This is a genomic window from Brevibacillus fluminis (assembly GCF_003710825.1).
In the GTDB taxonomy this organism is placed as follows: domain Bacteria; phylum Bacillota; class Bacilli; order Brevibacillales; family Brevibacillaceae; genus Brevibacillus_D; species Brevibacillus_D fluminis.
The window spans coordinates 479,072-494,425 of sequence record NZ_RHHQ01000008.1 but is presented as its reverse complement, the minus strand read 5'-3'; the positions used below and the strand labels follow the sequence as shown (position 1 = coordinate 494,425).

The 15,354-nt window shown below is 51.4% G+C and carries 16 protein-coding genes; 12 read left to right on the top strand and 4 right to left on the bottom strand.

Translation table 11 applies throughout. The features are described 5' to 3' along the window. Positions 1-13 precede the first annotated feature (13 nt). The 5 genes from opp4C to EDM56_RS11710 all read left to right on the top strand — a co-directional run bounded on the left by opp4C (position 14) and on the right by EDM56_RS11710 (position 5,502). Positions 14-937, top strand: a complete 924-nt coding sequence (gene opp4C, locus EDM56_RS11730) for an oligopeptide ABC transporter permease (RefSeq protein WP_122918287.1) — start codon at positions 14-16, stop codon at positions 935-937. A gap of 19 nt (positions 938-956) precedes the next feature. Continuing rightward, a complete protein-coding gene (locus tag EDM56_RS11725) occupies positions 957-2,588 on the top strand; it encodes an ABC transporter substrate-binding protein (protein ID WP_122918080.1) in 1,632 nt (543 codons plus the stop codon). Between the two features lie 40 nt (positions 2,589-2,628). Next, positions 2,629-3,849 (top strand): amidohydrolase, encoded by a 1,221-nt coding sequence (locus tag EDM56_RS11720; RefSeq protein WP_122918079.1) that lies wholly within the window; start codon positions 2,629-2,631, stop codon positions 3,847-3,849. A 316-nt stretch (positions 3,850-4,165) separates the two neighbouring features. Then, on the top strand, positions 4,166-4,924 hold the full coding sequence (locus EDM56_RS11715) for a cyclase family protein (RefSeq protein WP_122918078.1): 759 nt from the start codon (positions 4,166-4,168) through the stop codon (positions 4,922-4,924). Positions 4,925-5,013: 89 nt separating this feature from the next. Next, positions 5,014-5,502, top strand: coding sequence for a GNAT family N-acetyltransferase (locus EDM56_RS11710; protein ID WP_246009351.1), 489 nt, complete (start codon positions 5,014-5,016; stop codon positions 5,500-5,502). 219 nt (positions 5,503-5,721) lie between these two features. On the opposite strand, the gene EDM56_RS11705 is transcribed toward EDM56_RS11710, so the two are convergent. Then, positions 5,722-6,195: an SRPBCC family protein gene (locus EDM56_RS11705; protein ID WP_122918077.1), complete on the bottom strand. Its 474-nt coding sequence runs from the start codon at positions 6,193-6,195 to the stop codon at positions 5,722-5,724. 112 nt (positions 6,196-6,307) lie between these two features. Between EDM56_RS11705 and EDM56_RS11700 the strand changes: the two genes are divergently transcribed. Then, positions 6,308-6,721: a winged helix-turn-helix transcriptional regulator gene (locus EDM56_RS11700; RefSeq protein WP_122918076.1), complete on the top strand. Its 414-nt coding sequence runs from the start codon at positions 6,308-6,310 to the stop codon at positions 6,719-6,721. Positions 6,722-7,012: 291 nt separating this feature from the next. Here the strand turns inward: EDM56_RS11700 and EDM56_RS11695 are convergent, their stop codons facing one another. Both EDM56_RS11695 and EDM56_RS11690 read right to left on the bottom strand, forming a co-directional pair. Beyond that, entirely contained in the window at positions 7,013-7,945 is a 933-nt protein-coding gene (locus EDM56_RS11695) for an aldo/keto reductase (RefSeq protein ID WP_122918075.1), read from the bottom strand. Positions 7,946-8,243: 298 nt separating this feature from the next. After that, positions 8,244-9,851, bottom strand: coding sequence for an MDR family MFS transporter (locus EDM56_RS11690; RefSeq protein ID WP_122918074.1), 1,608 nt, complete (start codon positions 9,849-9,851; stop codon positions 8,244-8,246). Positions 9,852-10,122: 271 nt separating this feature from the next. On the opposite strand from EDM56_RS11690, the gene EDM56_RS11685 reads away from it, so the two are divergent. From EDM56_RS11685 to EDM56_RS11660, 6 genes are all read left to right on the top strand, one after another. After that, positions 10,123-10,263: a cytochrome c oxidase subunit 2A gene (locus EDM56_RS11685; protein WP_122918073.1), complete on the top strand. Its 141-nt coding sequence runs from the start codon at positions 10,123-10,125 to the stop codon at positions 10,261-10,263. Between the two features lie 42 nt (positions 10,264-10,305). Next, positions 10,306-10,773 carry a cytochrome c oxidase subunit II gene (locus EDM56_RS11680; protein ID WP_122918072.1) on the top strand — a complete coding sequence of 156 codons (468 nt, stop codon included), beginning with the start codon at positions 10,306-10,308 and terminating at the stop codon, positions 10,771-10,773. Between the two features lie 19 nt (positions 10,774-10,792). After that, positions 10,793-12,463: a b(o/a)3-type cytochrome-c oxidase subunit 1 gene (locus tag EDM56_RS11675; RefSeq protein ID WP_122918071.1), complete on the top strand. Its 1,671-nt coding sequence runs from the start codon at positions 10,793-10,795 to the stop codon at positions 12,461-12,463. Positions 12,464-12,574: 111 nt separating this feature from the next. Beyond that, the gene (locus EDM56_RS11670) at positions 12,575-13,003 is read left to right on the top strand and encodes a GAF domain-containing protein (protein ID WP_122918070.1); all 429 of its coding nucleotides are present in this window, start codon (positions 12,575-12,577) and stop codon (positions 13,001-13,003) included. A gap of 81 nt (positions 13,004-13,084) precedes the next feature. Then, complete coding sequence (locus tag EDM56_RS11665; protein ID WP_122918069.1) at positions 13,085-14,176, top strand: sensor histidine kinase; 1,092 nt, start codon at positions 13,085-13,087, stop codon at positions 14,174-14,176. Then, entirely contained in the window at positions 14,151-14,807 is a 657-nt protein-coding gene (locus EDM56_RS11660; RefSeq protein ID WP_122918068.1) for a response regulator, read from the top strand. The genes EDM56_RS11665 and EDM56_RS11660 overlap by 26 nt, the downstream gene beginning before the upstream one ends. 92 nt (positions 14,808-14,899) lie before the next feature. Here EDM56_RS11660 and EDM56_RS11655 read toward each other — a convergent pair whose 3' ends face one another. Beyond that, a complete protein-coding gene (locus EDM56_RS11655) occupies positions 14,900-15,283 on the bottom strand; it encodes a VOC family protein (protein WP_122918067.1) in 384 nt (127 codons plus the stop codon). Between the last annotated feature and the right edge of the window lie 71 nt (positions 15,284-15,354).

The window sequence follows — 15,354 nt, the reverse complement described above, 5'->3', positions numbered from 1 at the left end:
AATCACCTTGTCGATGGCAGAGTTACACGCACCCAAAGCATCGGCGCCAATCGATGAGCCGGCAGAAGCGGCTTTGCCTGAAAAGGGACACGATCAAAGCTACTTTCGCATGATCGTCAAGCGCTTCGTCAGGCACAAAATGGCGGTAGCCGGTCTAGTCGTCCTATTTTTGCTGGCGCTTGTGGCCATTTTCGCCCCGTGGATTGTGCCGCAAAGCCCGTATGATGTGACGGATTCGTTTTCGGCACCGCCCTCGTCTGATCATTTGTTGGGGACAGACCAAGTGGGGCGTGATGTGCTCAGCCGCCTGGTTTACGCGGCACGGGTATCGCTTATGGTCGGGATCGGCACCGTATTGATTTATGTGGCGATCGGCACGGTGCTCGGAGCGGTTTCCGCTTATTTTGGAGGGTGGATCGACATGCTGTTCATGCGGGTCACCGATGTGTTCATGTCGTTTCCTAGCTTGATGGTGATGCTCGTCACCGTTAGCGTGCTGGGACCGAGTCTGACCAATGTTATTTTGATCCTCGGTTTTCTCGGCTGGCCGTCTGTCGCGCGCCTCGTCCGCGGCAGCGTCCTTTCTCTCAAGCAGATGGATTACGTCAAAGCAAGCGTCGTGTTGGGGCTCAGCACGCCACGCATCTTGTTTGGCCATATCTTGCCGAATGCTCTCGCACCCATTTTGGTTCATGCCACCTTCGGTATGGCCGGAGCGATTGTGACGGAAGCAGCGCTCAGCTTCCTCGGATTGGGCGTGCAGCCGCCGACGGCAAGTTGGGGGAACATGCTAACAGACGCGCAATCACTGACCGTTTTGACATCACAGCCGTGGCTTTGGGTTCCACCCGGCGTGATGATCGTGCTGGCCGTCTTGTCGATCAACTTCATCGGCGACGGGTTGCGCGACGCGATGGACCCGAAAAGTCTCTCATAACATCCAACGGAGGTACTGAATGAAAGGACGATTCAAGAAACGATTCCTGACGATTAGCCTGCTCTCTCTATTTGCCCTTTCAGCTTGCAGCAACGCGGCCCAGCCGACAGATAGTGCGCCTGCAAATACGCCAAGCCCAGCCGGAGGGGACAAAACCATCTTTGTGGGTATCAACAATCCGCCCGCAACGCTGAACCCGATCAATGGCAAGGAGCTGGCGTCCATGCGGCTCTCCTCCATCCTGTTCGAAACGCTGCTGGACCTGGACGAAGACATGAAGTTTTTGCCCAAGCTAGCGGACAGCATGGAGACCACTGACAACCAAAATTTCGTAATCAAGCTGAATCCAAAGGCAAATTGGACGGACGGTCAGCCGTTTACCGCCGATGATGTGGTCTTCACGCTGCAGCTGATGGCCAATCCAAAAGTCATCAGCACCGGCATTCAGACGCTCTCGGTCATCGACGGGTTGAACGATGCAGGCCAGTTACCGGAAGGGCAAGCCGAGATCAAAGGGATCAAAATCGTTGATCCCCATACATTGAGCGTTCACACGAAAGAACCAGTTGACTTGAACTATATGAAAGAGAAGCTGGGCACCGAGGTCCGATTTTTGCCGAAGCATGTGCTAAAAGACGTCGAGCCGGAAAAATTGCATCAGCATCCGTTTATGCAAAAACCGAATGTGACAGATGGTGCGTTTACGCTCGTTCAGTTCGTCAAAGACCAGTACGTGGAGTTCGCAGCCAACAAGTCGTATTACCGCGGCGCACCCAAGGTGAACAAGCTGATCTTTAAAATCATGCCTGCGACAAATATTGTCGCACAGCTGCAAACGGGAGAAATCCAGATGAATGAACCGGAGACCAGCTTCATTCCGATTGAAGATTATGAAAAAGTGAAAAACATGTCCAATGTCACTACAGTCTCAGCCGAACCGTTCGATTCCCAAATGATGTTCATCAACTCGTCGACGCTAACGGATCGCAAGGTTCGCCAAGCGATCGCGTATGCTATCAATCGCCAGATGATCGTGGACAATTTGCTGAAGGGCGCAGGGGAAGTTCTGGACGGCCCGTACACCACCGTCCATCCTTATTACAACAAAGATGTGAAGCACTACCCGTACGACACGCAAAAAGCCAAGCAGCTCCTCAGTGAATCAGGTTGGGACGCGAATAAACCGATTGACCTAGCGGTACCGGTCGGAAATAAAGCGCGTGAGCAATTTGCAGTCATCATTTCCGAAAACCTGCAAGCGGTGGGGTTCAAAGTGAAAATCAACAAATACGATTTGCCTACGCTGATCCAAAAGGGGATAAAGCATGAATTCGATTTGCTTTTGCTCGGGCTGCCATTCTATTTGGACCCAGACGTCAGTAACTATTATAAGACTGGCGGGCCTTACAACTTTTCCAACTACAGCAATCCGACGGTGGACTCCTTGATCGAGAGCGGGAAAAAAGAAGCGAGCCCAGGTAGACGGCATGTGATCTACAACCAGCTCAGCGAAATTTTGCAACAGGACTTGCCGATCTTCACCTTGTACGGGGAGAGACCGCTACTTGCCATCTCGAAAAAGGTGAAAGGGGCAGTGCCGAAATTGCATGGCATGCTGTATAACATCCACGAGTGGGATATTGAGCAATAAGCACGCAAGGTTGAAAAAATACGAAGGAGGATGAGGTTAGATGGTGACAAGCTGGCATCAGAAGCTAGAGGAGCAGTACGGGCAGATGGTGACATGGAGAAGGCATTTTCATCAATATCCAGAGCTTTCTTTCGAAGAAGTGGAGACACCGAAAAAAATTGCGGAGACATTGACCGAGCTTGGCATCGAGGTGCGGACGGGCGTCGGCGGACGCGGTGTCGTCGGGATCATCCGCGGTGGAAAGCCCGGCAAAACGGTCGCCTTGCGTGCGGACTTTGATGCGCTGCCGATCCAGGATGAAAAAGAAGCCCCCTATGCGTCGAAGGTGCCGGGCATCATGCATGCGTGCGGGCACGACGGCCATACGGCGACATTGCTGGGCGTCGCGAAAGTGCTTGCCGAGGTGCGCGAACAGCTGGCTGGCACGGTCGTACTGATTCATCAGCATGCGGAAGAAGTGGACCCGGGCGGAGCGATCGGCATGATCGAGGACGGCTGCCTCGATGGCGTCGACGTTATTTATGGCACGCATGTCGGCTCGATGCTGCCGCTTGGCTTGGTGAGTAGCCGCAAAGGCGCGCTCATGGCGGCGGCAGACGGATTCGAGGTGACGATTCACGGAAAAGGCGGACACGGGGCATCACCGCATGAGACCGTCGACTCGATCATCGTCGCCACGCAGGTGATTAACCAGCTCCAGCTGCTGGTCAGCCGCAGAGTCGATCCGCTGCAGCCCGCCGTCTTATCGGTCGGCTCCTTCCACGCCGGGCAGGCAGGCAACGTGATCGCCGACAAGGCGGTGTTCACCGGTACGGTGCGCACCTTGGATGCGGAAGTCAGAGATTTGATGGAGGCCGAGATGCGCGCCGTCATCGAAGGTGTCTGCAAAGCGCACCATGCGGAAGCGGAGTTTACGTATGTGCGTGGCTATCCGTCCGTCGTCAACCATGCTGTCGAAACCGAGCTGTTTATGGATATTGCACGACGTGACCTCGGCGCTGACAAGGTTTTAGAATCACCGCCGATGATGGGTGGAGAAGATTTCGCGTATTATTTGCAGCATGTGCCCGGCGCCTTTTTCTTCACCGGAGCAGGAATGGAGGACCCTGCTGCCAACTTCCCGCACCATCATCCGAAGTTCGATTTCGATGAACGCGCGATGCTGATCGCAGGTAAGCTGCTGCTCAGTCTGGTGCACCATACACTGCAGGAGGAACAGGCGACTGAGGAGCAAGTGGAAGAGCAAACAGGAAGATCATAAACCAGAAAAAAGAAGCAGAGACGGGTGGACCGCCATAGTGGCGGTTGCCCGTTTTTTTGTTTGTACAGATAAGAATTTATAAAATTCTTATCCAGTATTAGTGCAACCGCGGCTCCGCCAAAAGCATGACGTAGCCAGGTTTTCTAGGTGACTAGGACTTGCTGTTCGAGGAGTTTTACCCAGTTTGCTCGGTAGATTCATCCCGATCGAACGTGCCAGGTTAGGATAATCGACCGCTATCCGGTTGGTGCAATATAGTATAATGATCGAAAGAAAATATTTTAAAACGAGAAACGTAGGTGAAAGGGGGTAAGCGATGAAACTCATCGATTTGAGCGTGCCGATAAGCCCATCCATCCGCGAGCCGCTAGCTGCGAAGATCGAGTATTCGAGCCATAGCGATGGTGCTCTACAAGCGGCTGCGGTGCTTGGTCTGAAACCGGACGATTTTCCTGAAAGCAAGGCATGGGCAACGGAAACCGTGACGCTCAACACGCATTCGGGCACACATATTGACGCACCTTGGCACTACTGGCCGACCTCGGAAGGGAAACCTGCTAGAACGATTGACGAGCTACCGTTAGATTGGTTTTATTCCGACGGCATACTGCTCGACTTCAGTTCGAAGCCACCCGGCTATGAGATAACATCGGACGATCTTGCCGCGGAGTTGAACCGCATCGGATATAGGCTCAAGCCGCTTGATATCGTGCTCATCCGATGCGATGCGGATAAGCGTCTGTATCACGAGCATTATGCGTTCCTTCACGCCGGCGTATCAGCAGAAGCCACATTGTGGCTGCTGGATCAAGGCATCAAGGTAGTTGGCACCGACGGCTGGGGCTGGGACATCCCGCTCAACCTACAGGCAGAAGCCTACAAGCAGCAGCCGAAGGACGGCGTCCTTTGGGCGGCACACTATATTGGCAAGGACCGGGAATATTGCCAGATCGAGAAGCTGGCCAATTTGGAGCTTATTCCGAAACCGTTCGGCTTCAAGGTCTGCTGCTTTCCGGTCAAAGTGGAAAAAGCGAGTGCAGGTTGGGCTCGTCCCGTGGCAATCGTAGAGGAATAAGACGAAAACAACGCTGTGGCAGCTATGATGAGACCTGCAGCGTTGTTTTTTCTTTGCAGTTAACCTATATGCGGTAAAGGGGTGTTTTTTTGAAGAACTATGAAATTAAGAGAGCGACCGTGGATGAAAAGGAAACACTCAGCAACCTTATGCAATTCTATATTTATGATTTCTCTGAGTTTATGGAGCTACAAATTGAAGATAACGGGAGATATGGTGAATATCCAATAAACGAATACTGGACAGATGACGCTAGGTTTCCATATTTAATATGGCTTGATGGGAAAATTGCTGGATTCGTCCTAGTCAAATCGATAAGTAGAGAAGAAGATGACTCCTACTTTTCGATTGCTGAGTTTTTTATTCTGAAAAGATATCGGAGAACAGGGTTAGGTAAACAAGTAGCAAAAGAAATATTTCAAATGCATAAGGGGCAATGGGAAGTATACCAAATAGATAATAACAAGCCTGCGCAACATTTTTGGAAAAAAACAATAGATGAATACACCGGAGGCAAATTTACGGAGCGAATAGAAATTGGGAGAAAGACACAGGTGTTCGTTAATTACTCTGGATGAAGCTGTGAGGAACGATTACGCTGACGGGTTCGATAGGTTAAGATGATGTACTGTGAACCGTACCATAAGTAACGGTAACGTTTTTTGGGGGGAGAAACCCGCAGGAGTCTGCATTGACTATTGCTAATACTTTGCTCGACGCTTTCAGAAGAGGCAGCGCAATCTCTTGGCAAAGCCTCGGTTGCTAAGCGCCGAGCTTCGGTCTATGGCATGGGGTTTCTAAGAGTTCTCTATGCCGTGTTTGTTTGCAATTTGCTCGCTTTGGTTGGGCTGGCCCTTGCCCTTGGTGATCAAGTCGCGAAGGCTGCCGTTTATGTAGATGCCCCAGGAGTCCGTACAGACGGTGTAGCACTCATACGCGGGAACGAGGCCTACGTGTGTAAATCGAACTTCTGTTTTGCCGTCCTTCCTGGCGATTTCAAAAACAATGTCGGTATCCTTCCACTCGCTCTTGTCCTTTACGAAGTTAAAGTAGTTATCTGTAATGTGCCAAACAACCTTTTTACCTGGAACAAGCTCGGTGATTTGGATGGTGCAGCGGTGAATATCTTGGTAGTGGTGCTTAAATTCACCGAGTTCGTCGGTAGTGCCCTCAATTTCCTCTGACCACCATCCGCGGACGTTATTGATGGCGGCGAAGACTTCTTCGGGGCTTTGGTCTACCTTAAAAAAAGTACTGTAACTTTGATTCATGCAAGTTATCTCCCCTCGTTAATTGTTGACTACACACCGAGTATAAATCCTGTACTTGCAAAACGCAAGTACGAACTTGCAAAATGCAAGCACGAATTGTATAATCATTCTCATGAAAAAGCGATCTTCCACAGTTTGTCCAATTGTATATGCGCTCGACATATGGGGCGATCCCTGGAGCCTAGTCATACTTCGTGACGTCCTTATCCATAACAAGCGGTATTACCGCGAGTTTCTTGCTTCACGCGAGCACATCTCAACTAATATTTTGAGCGCACGGCTCCAATCACTCGTTGAAGCAGGCCTGCTCGTCAAGATAGAAGGAGAATCAAACCGCGCACAAACTATGTACCGACCAACACAAAAGGCACTTGACCTGTTTCCGGTCGTTTTTGCCATTATGCACTGGGGCCTGAAATACAATCCCAATACCGATATGACTATTCCGATCATGCAAGAACTAACAACAAATGAAAAAGGGCTGGAGCTGCGCCTTTTGCAGAATTTCGATGATATTACATCATAAAAAAATCGTAACGCAATTCCTACGTTCTTAAGCCATGAAAATAGCTGCATATGGAGAAAGTATCGATATTAGTCTCGAAGCGATCGGTCAACAAAGCTGAAAACAGTTGGTTTTAGCCCGGGGGGGCTGTCCCAAATGTAAACAAATAAGCTTCCAGAACCACTGCTAAAGTGGAGATGGGAGCTTTTTGTTTGCGAATTTCACACTATAAGTGGGGACGTAAAATTTCAAAAACTTGCCGTTACAGATAGTGAGGGGAGGGCAGTAGTACGAAGGTTCGCCACAGAGAACCTATTTAAAAATACGATCAATTTCATCGATTTCTTCTTCTGTCAGGTGGACGTCAAATGTTTTTAAATTATCCAGCACTTGCTCTGCTCTTTTTGCTCCGGGAATGACAACATCAATTGAATCATGCGCTAAATACCAAGCAAGGACTACATGAGCAACTTCGGCATTTTTTTCATTTGCAATTTTACGGAGCTGCTCTACCTTTTCTAGATTTTTTTTAAATGTATCGCCCTGGAAGTGAGGCATATCTTTGCGTAGATCATTGAATGTCATATCCTTATTGTATGTACCGGCCAGCAAGCCAGATGCTAGTGGAAAGTATGGAATAAACGAGATAGTATTCTCTGTCGTATATGGAAAGAATTCTTGTTCCGCTTCACGCTGCAGCAAATTGTAGTTTCCCTGTAATACATCGACATAACCATCCTTATTCGCTTCTTTCAATTGTTCAAGTGAGAAGTTAGAAACGCCAATTGCTCTAATTTTACCTTCGTCCTTTAGCTGTTTTAGGACTCCAACCGCCTCATCTTTTGGTGTATCCTGATCTGGAACATGAATATAAAATAAATCTATGTAATCTGTTTGTAGCTTTTTCAAACTATCTTCAACGGCTTGTTTTAAAAAAGCAGGCGAATTATCCATGGCAATATCATTGCCGACAAGTGTAAGGCCGGCTTTTGTTGCAAGGATGAGTTCATGACGCTTTCCTGCTTCTTTTATCACTTCACCTACTAGCTCCTCTGAACGTCCTGTTCCATAAAAAAACGCTGTATCAAAAAAATTCACTCCATGGTTGATCGCAGCCCGCACCAAATCTTTTCCTACTTCTTCATTTAAATCAGGGAAAATATTGTGCCCACCTACAGCGCTTGTTCCAAGTCCGATTGGATTGACAACTAAATCTGTTTTACCAATTCGTGTTTGTTTCGTCATTCTCTTCCACTCCCTCTCATTTTTAAGCTTAGCGTACGTTTTCCGCGTTTATCTTAACTGGCTTAATCCATGCGATTCATAGTAAATAAAGTAACGAAGTTCTCCAACTTTCCACTCCCGTTTCATGATCATCCCCTTTTTTTCGCGCGAGGTTTTTACCGGTATCTACATCATAAATCATTACGTTACGTAAGGATCAAGTGTAAAATGTAATTTTTTGAATATTACCACGAAAATGATGTCACAAAAAAAGAGGCAAACACGTCCAGCCCTGTTTGCCTCTTTTTTGCGTTCACCGCTATTTCGTCGCGCTCCCCCTGAGCGGCACTTCTTTCAAGAAAAACGTCAGCAGGAAGGCAAAGAAAACAACCAGCGCTCCGGTCAAAAAGACGCCGGAAAGTGAGTAACTGAGCGATTCGCGCAAGATCGCAATCAAATCGGAAAACATGCCTTGTAGCTCAGGCGGCAGCGAGCTGCGCAGCTGCTCCAGCTTGGCGGCGTCGAGCAGCACCTGCGGATTTTCCAGCTGCTTCATGTATTTGTCCAGCTCGGGATTGACACCCATCAAGCGTACCTGCGCCGTGTGCATCACTTGGGACGTCCGTAAGTCACCCAGCCCGGCAAACAGCTCCATCGCCTTCGAAGACATCCGGTGGGCCATCACGGTGCCCATTACCGACACGCCGACGGTACCGCCTAGCGAGCGGAAAAACTGTGTGGAAGCGGTGGCAACACCAAGCAGGTTTTGCTTGACCGCATTTTGGACGGTGAGGGAAAACACCGGAATCCCAAGCCCCAACCCAACGCCGGTGATGATGTTGTTCCAGACGATGTGCGCTGTCGGTGTTTCCGGCGTCATCCGTGACATCAGCCAGATGCCGGCGACGGTCAAAAACAACCCGGTCAAAGCGAGCCATTTGTACGAGCCGGTGCGGGTGATGAGCTGGCCGCTCACCATGCTGCCGATGACCAGCGACAGCGTGAGCGGAATCATGATAAAGCTGGAGTGGGTTGCCGTCTGTCCCAGCACCCCTTGCACGAAAAACGGCATGTACATGATCGCACCGAACATCCCGACGCTCATGGTGAAGGCAGACAGGTTGGATATGGTGAATACGCTGCTTTTGAACAGCTGCAAAGGGATGACGGGATTTTCGGCCCGTTTTTCGACGAACAGAAACAAAATCAGCGCGATCAGCGCGATGGCGATCAAGCCGAGGATCGGCGGGGAGCTCCACGCATACTGTGAACCGCCCCAGCTGAGTACGAGCAAAAGCGGCACGACGGTGACAGTCAGCAGGAGCGAGCCCCAATAATCGACGTGCTCGGATTCGCTGTGCGGAACTGACGGAAACATCATCCAGATCATCACTAATGCCACGATGCCGAGCGGCAGGAAAATCCAGAAGATCCAATGCCAGTCGAGTCTGTCTACGATATAACCGCCCATGACCGGGCCGAGCACGCTCGAAAAGCCGAAGATCGCGCTCATGTAGCCTGTCCAGCGCCCGCGTTCGCGTGGCGAGAAAAGGTCACCGACCGCTGAAAAGGCGGCAGACATGATGAGACCGCTTCCGATCCCCTGAATGCCCCGGTATAAAATCAGCTGAATGATGGTGGTTGAGGTGCCCGACAGGAAGGCCCCGATCAGGAAAATCCCTACGCCGAAGAGCAGAAAGGGCTTGCGGCCGTACAAATCAGAGAGGCGTCCCGCCAGAATGGTCGTCACGCTGGAGGTCAGCATGTAAATCGTGAACACCCAGCTGTAGTACTCCATCCCTCCTAGCTTGGCAATGATGCGCGGCAGCGCCGTTCCGACGATCGTCTGGTTGATGGAGGCAAACAGCATGGCGGCCATCACCGCGATCATAATCGTTACTTTTCGTTTGGTTGAAAGGTGCTCCATTCCATATCCCCCAGGTCCCCGCAAGCGGGCTTCGTCAGTTTTTCCTGTTTCCTAGCATTTCCCATCCAGCCTATTCCATGCGGTTTTTGCGCGTCTGGCAGATCTGTCAGGGGATGGAGGAGCGAAATTCAGGGATTTCCTGCCTGAGGTTCAGGGAGTTCCCCTACATACGCAGCTACTCAGCCCGCCTTACAATGAAACTGTAAATTTGCTGCCTGGTTACGACACACGTAACCTAAGTCGTCATCGAAGGAAAAAGGAGGGGATCGGGATGGGAAGACCAGGGGCGCCGAAGCGCAATGAGAACGAAACGGACTCTCTCAAAGGAACGCTGGTGTCGGTTCTTTTATTGGGAGCTTTTATCGTGGTAACCTGGCTGGCGGTTTTTTATCTCTTCCTGGAGAGGTCATAGCGCGAAAGATTTGGCAGGTAGAGTGCGATTGGAGGGTTAGGAATGCATTTGCATCGTTTTGAAAAGATTTGGCTGCTCTTCGGCGGCGGTGTCCTTATTCTGTTCATTGTTTTGCTAGGTATCAACGCATATCACTCCGGAATGATGCCACCGAGTGATCTGAATACGATTGATCCAACAAAGGTGGATCAGACGCCACCTTTTGATAAACCAGGTTTGGTGAAAGTAGGCGACAACGAGTACGACTTGAACATGACCTCGTTTGCCTTCGGTTATGCACCCGCCAATGTGGAAATACCGGCGGGCGCCAAGATTAACTTTCACGTGACCAGCAAGGATGTTGTGCACGGATTCGAGATTCCGGGAACGGCGGTCAACATGATGATTTTGCCGGGGCATATCAGTACGGTGACACACACCTTTGACAAACCGGGCGAGTACCTGATCCTTTGCAACGAGTATTGTGGGATCGCGCATGAAAAGATGGGTACGCAGATTATCGTGAAGTAGTGAAAGGATGTGACATACCATGATGACTCAGTTCTTCCCCGGCTTGCAGCAAGAAGGGCGTTTGGACCCGGCGACTGCCCGCGTCAGCCTGTACCACATTCTGGTGGCGTTCGTCGCCTTTGGAATCGCTGCCCTGGCTGGTGTGATACAAGGGCTGGTGCGCGCCGGCATGCTGACGCTGCCCAGCGGGATTAACTATTACCAAATCCTGACGGCACATGGCGTGCTGATGGGGTTGGTGTTCACCACTTATTTCATCGTCGGATTCCTGCTTTCCGGCGTGGCGAAAACGACAGGCGGCTTGACTGCACTTGAACGGAAGCTGGCCTGGATTTGCTGGATTTTGATGACGATCGGGACCGTAATGGGAACGATCACCATTTTGCAAAACAATGCAACCGTACTCTATACCTTTTATGCACCGTTGAAAGCATCTCCGTTCTTCTACATCGCGGCTGCGTTGATCGTGGTCGGCTCCTGGTTTGGCGGCTATGCGATGTTCGCCGCGTATGCGAGATGGTGCAAAGCGAACAAAGGACAGCGTTCCCCGCTGCTCGCATTCATGGCGGTCACCACGATGGCGCTTTGGCAAATCGCGACGCTTGGCGTAGCGGCTGAAGTTCTGTTCCAGCTGATCCCTTGGTCGCTTGGCTGGGTGCCGACGATCGACGTCGTCCTGAGCCGCACGCTGTTCTGGTATTTCGGCCATCCGCTGGTGTACTTCTGGCTGATGCCTGCTTATGTCGTTTGGTACGTGTGCATTCCGAAAATCATCGGGGGCAAGGTATTCAGCGATACGCTGGCACGTCTCTCCTTTATCTTGTTCCTGCTGTTCTCCACGCCGGTCGGCTTCCACCATCAGCTGATGGAGCCAGGGATTTCGGCACACTGGAAATTTATCCATGTCATCTTGACCTTGACGGTTGCATTGCCATCGATGATGACCGCGTTTTCGATGTTTGCCGTGTTTGAGCGCCGCGGCCGCGAACTTGGCGGCAAAGCGCTGTTTGGGTGGTTTACCAAGCTGCCGTGGAAAGATGTCCGCTTTGTGGCTCCGTTTATCGGGATGGCTGCTTTCATACCTGGTGGTGCGGGCGGGATCATTAACGCTAGTAACCAACTCAATGCCATCGTGCATAACACCATCTGGGTTACCGGTCACTTCCACTTGACCGTTGCGACGACCGTTGCACTTACGTTTTTCGGGGTGAGCTACTGGTTGATTCCGCAGCTGACCGGACGCGTACTGACGCCGAAGGTCAATCGCATCGGTATGTTCCAAACCGGACTGTGGACGGTGGGGATGCTCCTGATGTCCGGCGCGATGCACCATGTCGGGCTGCTAGGCGCTCCGCGCCGAACGGCATTCGCCGAGTACGGCACGAGCCAAGTGCCGCTGGAATGGCTGTCGTATAACAAAATCGCCGCAGTCGGTGGCTACCTGCTGTTCTTTGCGGCAGTCCTGATGATCGGCATCGTGATCAATCTGGTATTCTTTGCGCCAAAAGGCGAAACTGCATATCCGATCGCCGAAACGGCTGATCCGAAGGAGGTTGCGCCTGCGATTTTGGAGCGTTGGAGCATCTGGTTGACGCTGACTGTCCTCTTGCTCGTGCTCGCTTACGGGTATCCGATTTATGAGCTGCTGGTGAATGCACCTCCAGGTTCGCCGCCGATTCGTACTTGGTAAAAGCAGGATCGGTATCGGTTTGGATGGTTGACATACGCTAGCGCGAGAGAAAAGAGAGGAGATGTCCTCTCTTTTCTGACGTATCAGATTCGTTGCAGGGGAGGGGAAAGCATGGAGAACGGTGCATGGTCTATCAGCGGAATGCTCAGCTGGCTGCGGGATGAAACGAATGCGGATTTTGCTGCAATCGCTTTGATGGAAGAGCATGAACAGCGGATGCGCTGGCAATATGCGTCAGGCAATCGGAATGAGCGCTACAAAAAAATCATCTTCAGTCGCAAAGGTATGATCGGCAACGTCCTGCGCTCCGGTCGCCTGATGATGATCCCGTCGTTTTTTCCAAAAAGTGGCGATGATCCGAGCGAATACGCGATACTCTTGGCAGAAGGGTTGAAGTCAGCCGTAGCGGTGCCTGTCATGCATGAAGAGTCGATTTGCGGCGTGCTGTTGGTCGGGTGTCGCCAAATCAGGGTTTTCACAGAAGAATTATCCAAAATTGTTAGCGCTGCAGAGTGGTTAGGTGACACGCTTCGTTCATAATCCTGTTGCCGGTTACGCTGTTTTCCTTCCAGTGGATGGGTTATCATAGAAGGAACAGTGTGTAGAGGAGGGAACGGGCTGATGACATGGTTGGAGAACATTGATGCGGACAAGGAGACTTCCTCGCTTCTCCGGTCTATTTTCCAGCATCTCACCGATGCGATTCTGGTGTTGGATCAAGATGGATTCGTGATCGGGGCCAATCCCGCAGCCGAACAGCTAACAGAATGGAGCAGCCAAGAAATGGTGGGCAAAATTCACTTTTGCCAGATTTGCAGGGGAGTTGCGACTTGCACGGCAGAAGCTACCTGCATGGATTGCTTTACGAAAAAAATGATGGCGCCTTCGTTCGAAATGAAGGTGTTGACCAAATCCGGAAAAGAATTTCCCGTTGCAGCGAGCTCGACGCAGCTGCCGCACCGCTCATCCGCGGCGTTGGTAGTCGTGCTGCGCGATATGTCAGAACAGCAGAAAGCGGAGCGCGAGCGCAATCTGCTTTTGATGACCAACTATGTGATTCAGGCGCAGGAGGAAGAGCGCAAACGCCTATCGCGCGAGCTGCACGATGGTGTGGGGCAGGCGCTGTACAGCATCCTCGTTGGATTGAACGTAATCAACCAAGTTAAGATGGATGAGCAAATGACGAACCATCTCGCGACTGTGCAGCAAATGACGGCACGCGCGTTGGAGGAAGTGAAAAGCCTTGCCGTCGAGCTGCGGCCGTCTGCATTGGATGACCTTGGCCTCGTTCCGGCGATCCGTTCGTACATGAAGCGGTTCGAGCAGATTTTCGGCATCGAGCTTCAACTGGACAGCAAAGGAACGCGCCGCCGCTATGCACCGGTGGTGGAGACGACGCTGTATCGGATCTGTCAGGAAGCGATGACCAATGCTGCCAAATATGCTGATACCGATAAGCTGACGGTATCCATCCATGATTCAGGCGACAAGATCGAGATGTGCATCGCCGACCAAGGCAAAGGATTCCGCCTCGATCAAGTGGAGGCTGCCGGCACCGGCCTCGGGTTGTACGGTATGCAGGAGCGGGCTAGCCTCTTGGGCGGTCAGCTCACAATCACATCCGAGCTGGCAAAAGGAACCACGATACTGGTCAGCATTCCGCTGGATGAGAAAGGAGAGCACATTCATGTCGATCCGCGTACTAATCGCTGATGACCACGCCGTGGTTCGCTCCGGCCTCTCCATGCTGATTAACGCGCAGCCGGACATGGAGGTCGTCGAGTCGGCGGCAGACGGTAGGGAGGCGTTCGACAAGACCCTCGCCATCAAACCGGATATCGTTGTGATGGACATCAGCATGCCGCCTGGAGAAAGCGGGCTGTCCGCTACCGCCCGCATCAAGGATGCCGCGCCGGATGTCCACATCCTGATCCTCACGATGCATGATGACGAGGAGTATTTGTTCCGTGTGCTGCAAGCAGGGGCTTCCGGCTATATTTTGAAAAGCGCTCCTGATTTCGACCTGATCACCGCGATTCGCCAGGTGCACAGCGGAGCCGCATACCTGTATCCGTCGGCAACCAAATCATTGATTCAGGAATTTTTGCAACGCGTGCAAAACGGGGAAGACCAAGGCAAATTCGATGTGTTGACCGATCGAGAGCGGGAGATCCTGTCGCTGATCGCGCGGGGCTATTCCAACAAAGAAATCGCCGAGCAGCTGATTCTGTCGGTGAAAACGATCGAAACGCACAAAACGAAGATCATGGAGAAGCTGCATCTCAAAACGCGGCCGGAGCTGGTTCGCTATGCAGCCAAAAAGGGTTTGCTGGAGTTTGAATGATTCGCACTTATACTTTGTAGATAGAAGAAAACGGCACCGTACCTGACGAAGGTAGGACGCCGTTTTTTCTTGTTGTCCAGGCGGCAAAAAGGTTACCGCTGGAAAAATTCCACCCATTCGCCTTCTGGCCCATAGATGAAAAAGTAGCGGAAGCCATTGGGCAGCGTGACGATCTCGGGATCGACGAACTGCGCGCCCAGCTGCTTAACCCGCTCGTATTCTTCCTCCAGATTGTCCACATTGATTGCAAAATGGTGCACCTTGCCTTCAGTCGGCAGGTGATCGTTGTAGCCGTGGATGATCTCCAGCTCCGTCTCGTCCGAATTGTTGAATCCGAGGAATGCCAAGCGAATGACGCCATTCGTGTGCGTCAGCGTGCCTTTCAGCTCGAAGCCGACGATCTTTTGGTAAAATTCAATCGCTTTATCGAAATCTTTGACTGCAAGCCCAACGTGGTCAAGCCGTTTTTTCGCCATTCTGCGTTCACCAGCCCTTTTCTTGATTTCTTCCATTTTCCGGCGGATTATTCCGACTTGTCAAGTGAGGA

Bases quoted from the DNA above. Each gene is read 5' to 3' on its own strand.
- opp4C (WP_122918287.1), top strand. From the start codon at position 14: ATGGCAGAGTTACACGCACCCAAAGCATCGGCGCCAATCGATGAGCCG.
- EDM56_RS11725 (WP_122918080.1), top strand. From the start codon at position 957: ATGAAAGGACGATTCAAGAAACGATTCCTGACGATTAGCCTGCTCTCT.
- EDM56_RS11720 (WP_122918079.1), top strand. From the start codon at position 2,629: ATGGTGACAAGCTGGCATCAGAAGCTAGAGGAGCAGTACGGGCAGATG.
- EDM56_RS11715 (WP_122918078.1), top strand. From the start codon at position 4,166: ATGAAACTCATCGATTTGAGCGTGCCGATAAGCCCATCCATCCGCGAG.
- EDM56_RS11705 (WP_122918077.1), bottom strand. From the start codon at position 6,195: ATGAATCAAAGTTACAGTACTTTTTTTAAGGTAGACCAAAGCCCCGAA.
- EDM56_RS11700 (WP_122918076.1), top strand. From the start codon at position 6,308: ATGAAAAAGCGATCTTCCACAGTTTGTCCAATTGTATATGCGCTCGAC.
- EDM56_RS11695 (WP_122918075.1), bottom strand. From the start codon at position 7,945: ATGACGAAACAAACACGAATTGGTAAAACAGATTTAGTTGTCAATCCA.
- EDM56_RS11690 (WP_122918074.1), bottom strand. From the start codon at position 9,851: ATGGAGCACCTTTCAACCAAACGAAAAGTAACGATTATGATCGCGGTG.
- EDM56_RS11685 (WP_122918073.1), top strand. From the start codon at position 10,123: ATGGGAAGACCAGGGGCGCCGAAGCGCAATGAGAACGAAACGGACTCT.
- EDM56_RS11680 (WP_122918072.1), top strand. From the start codon at position 10,306: ATGCATTTGCATCGTTTTGAAAAGATTTGGCTGCTCTTCGGCGGCGGT.
- EDM56_RS11675 (WP_122918071.1), top strand. From the start codon at position 10,793: ATGATGACTCAGTTCTTCCCCGGCTTGCAGCAAGAAGGGCGTTTGGAC.
- EDM56_RS11670 (WP_122918070.1), top strand. From the start codon at position 12,575: ATGGAGAACGGTGCATGGTCTATCAGCGGAATGCTCAGCTGGCTGCGG.
- EDM56_RS11665 (WP_122918069.1), top strand. From the start codon at position 13,085: ATGACATGGTTGGAGAACATTGATGCGGACAAGGAGACTTCCTCGCTT.
- EDM56_RS11660 (WP_122918068.1), top strand. From the start codon at position 14,151: ATGTCGATCCGCGTACTAATCGCTGATGACCACGCCGTGGTTCGCTCC.
- EDM56_RS11655 (WP_122918067.1), bottom strand. From the start codon at position 15,283: ATGGCGAAAAAACGGCTTGACCACGTTGGGCTTGCAGTCAAAGATTTC.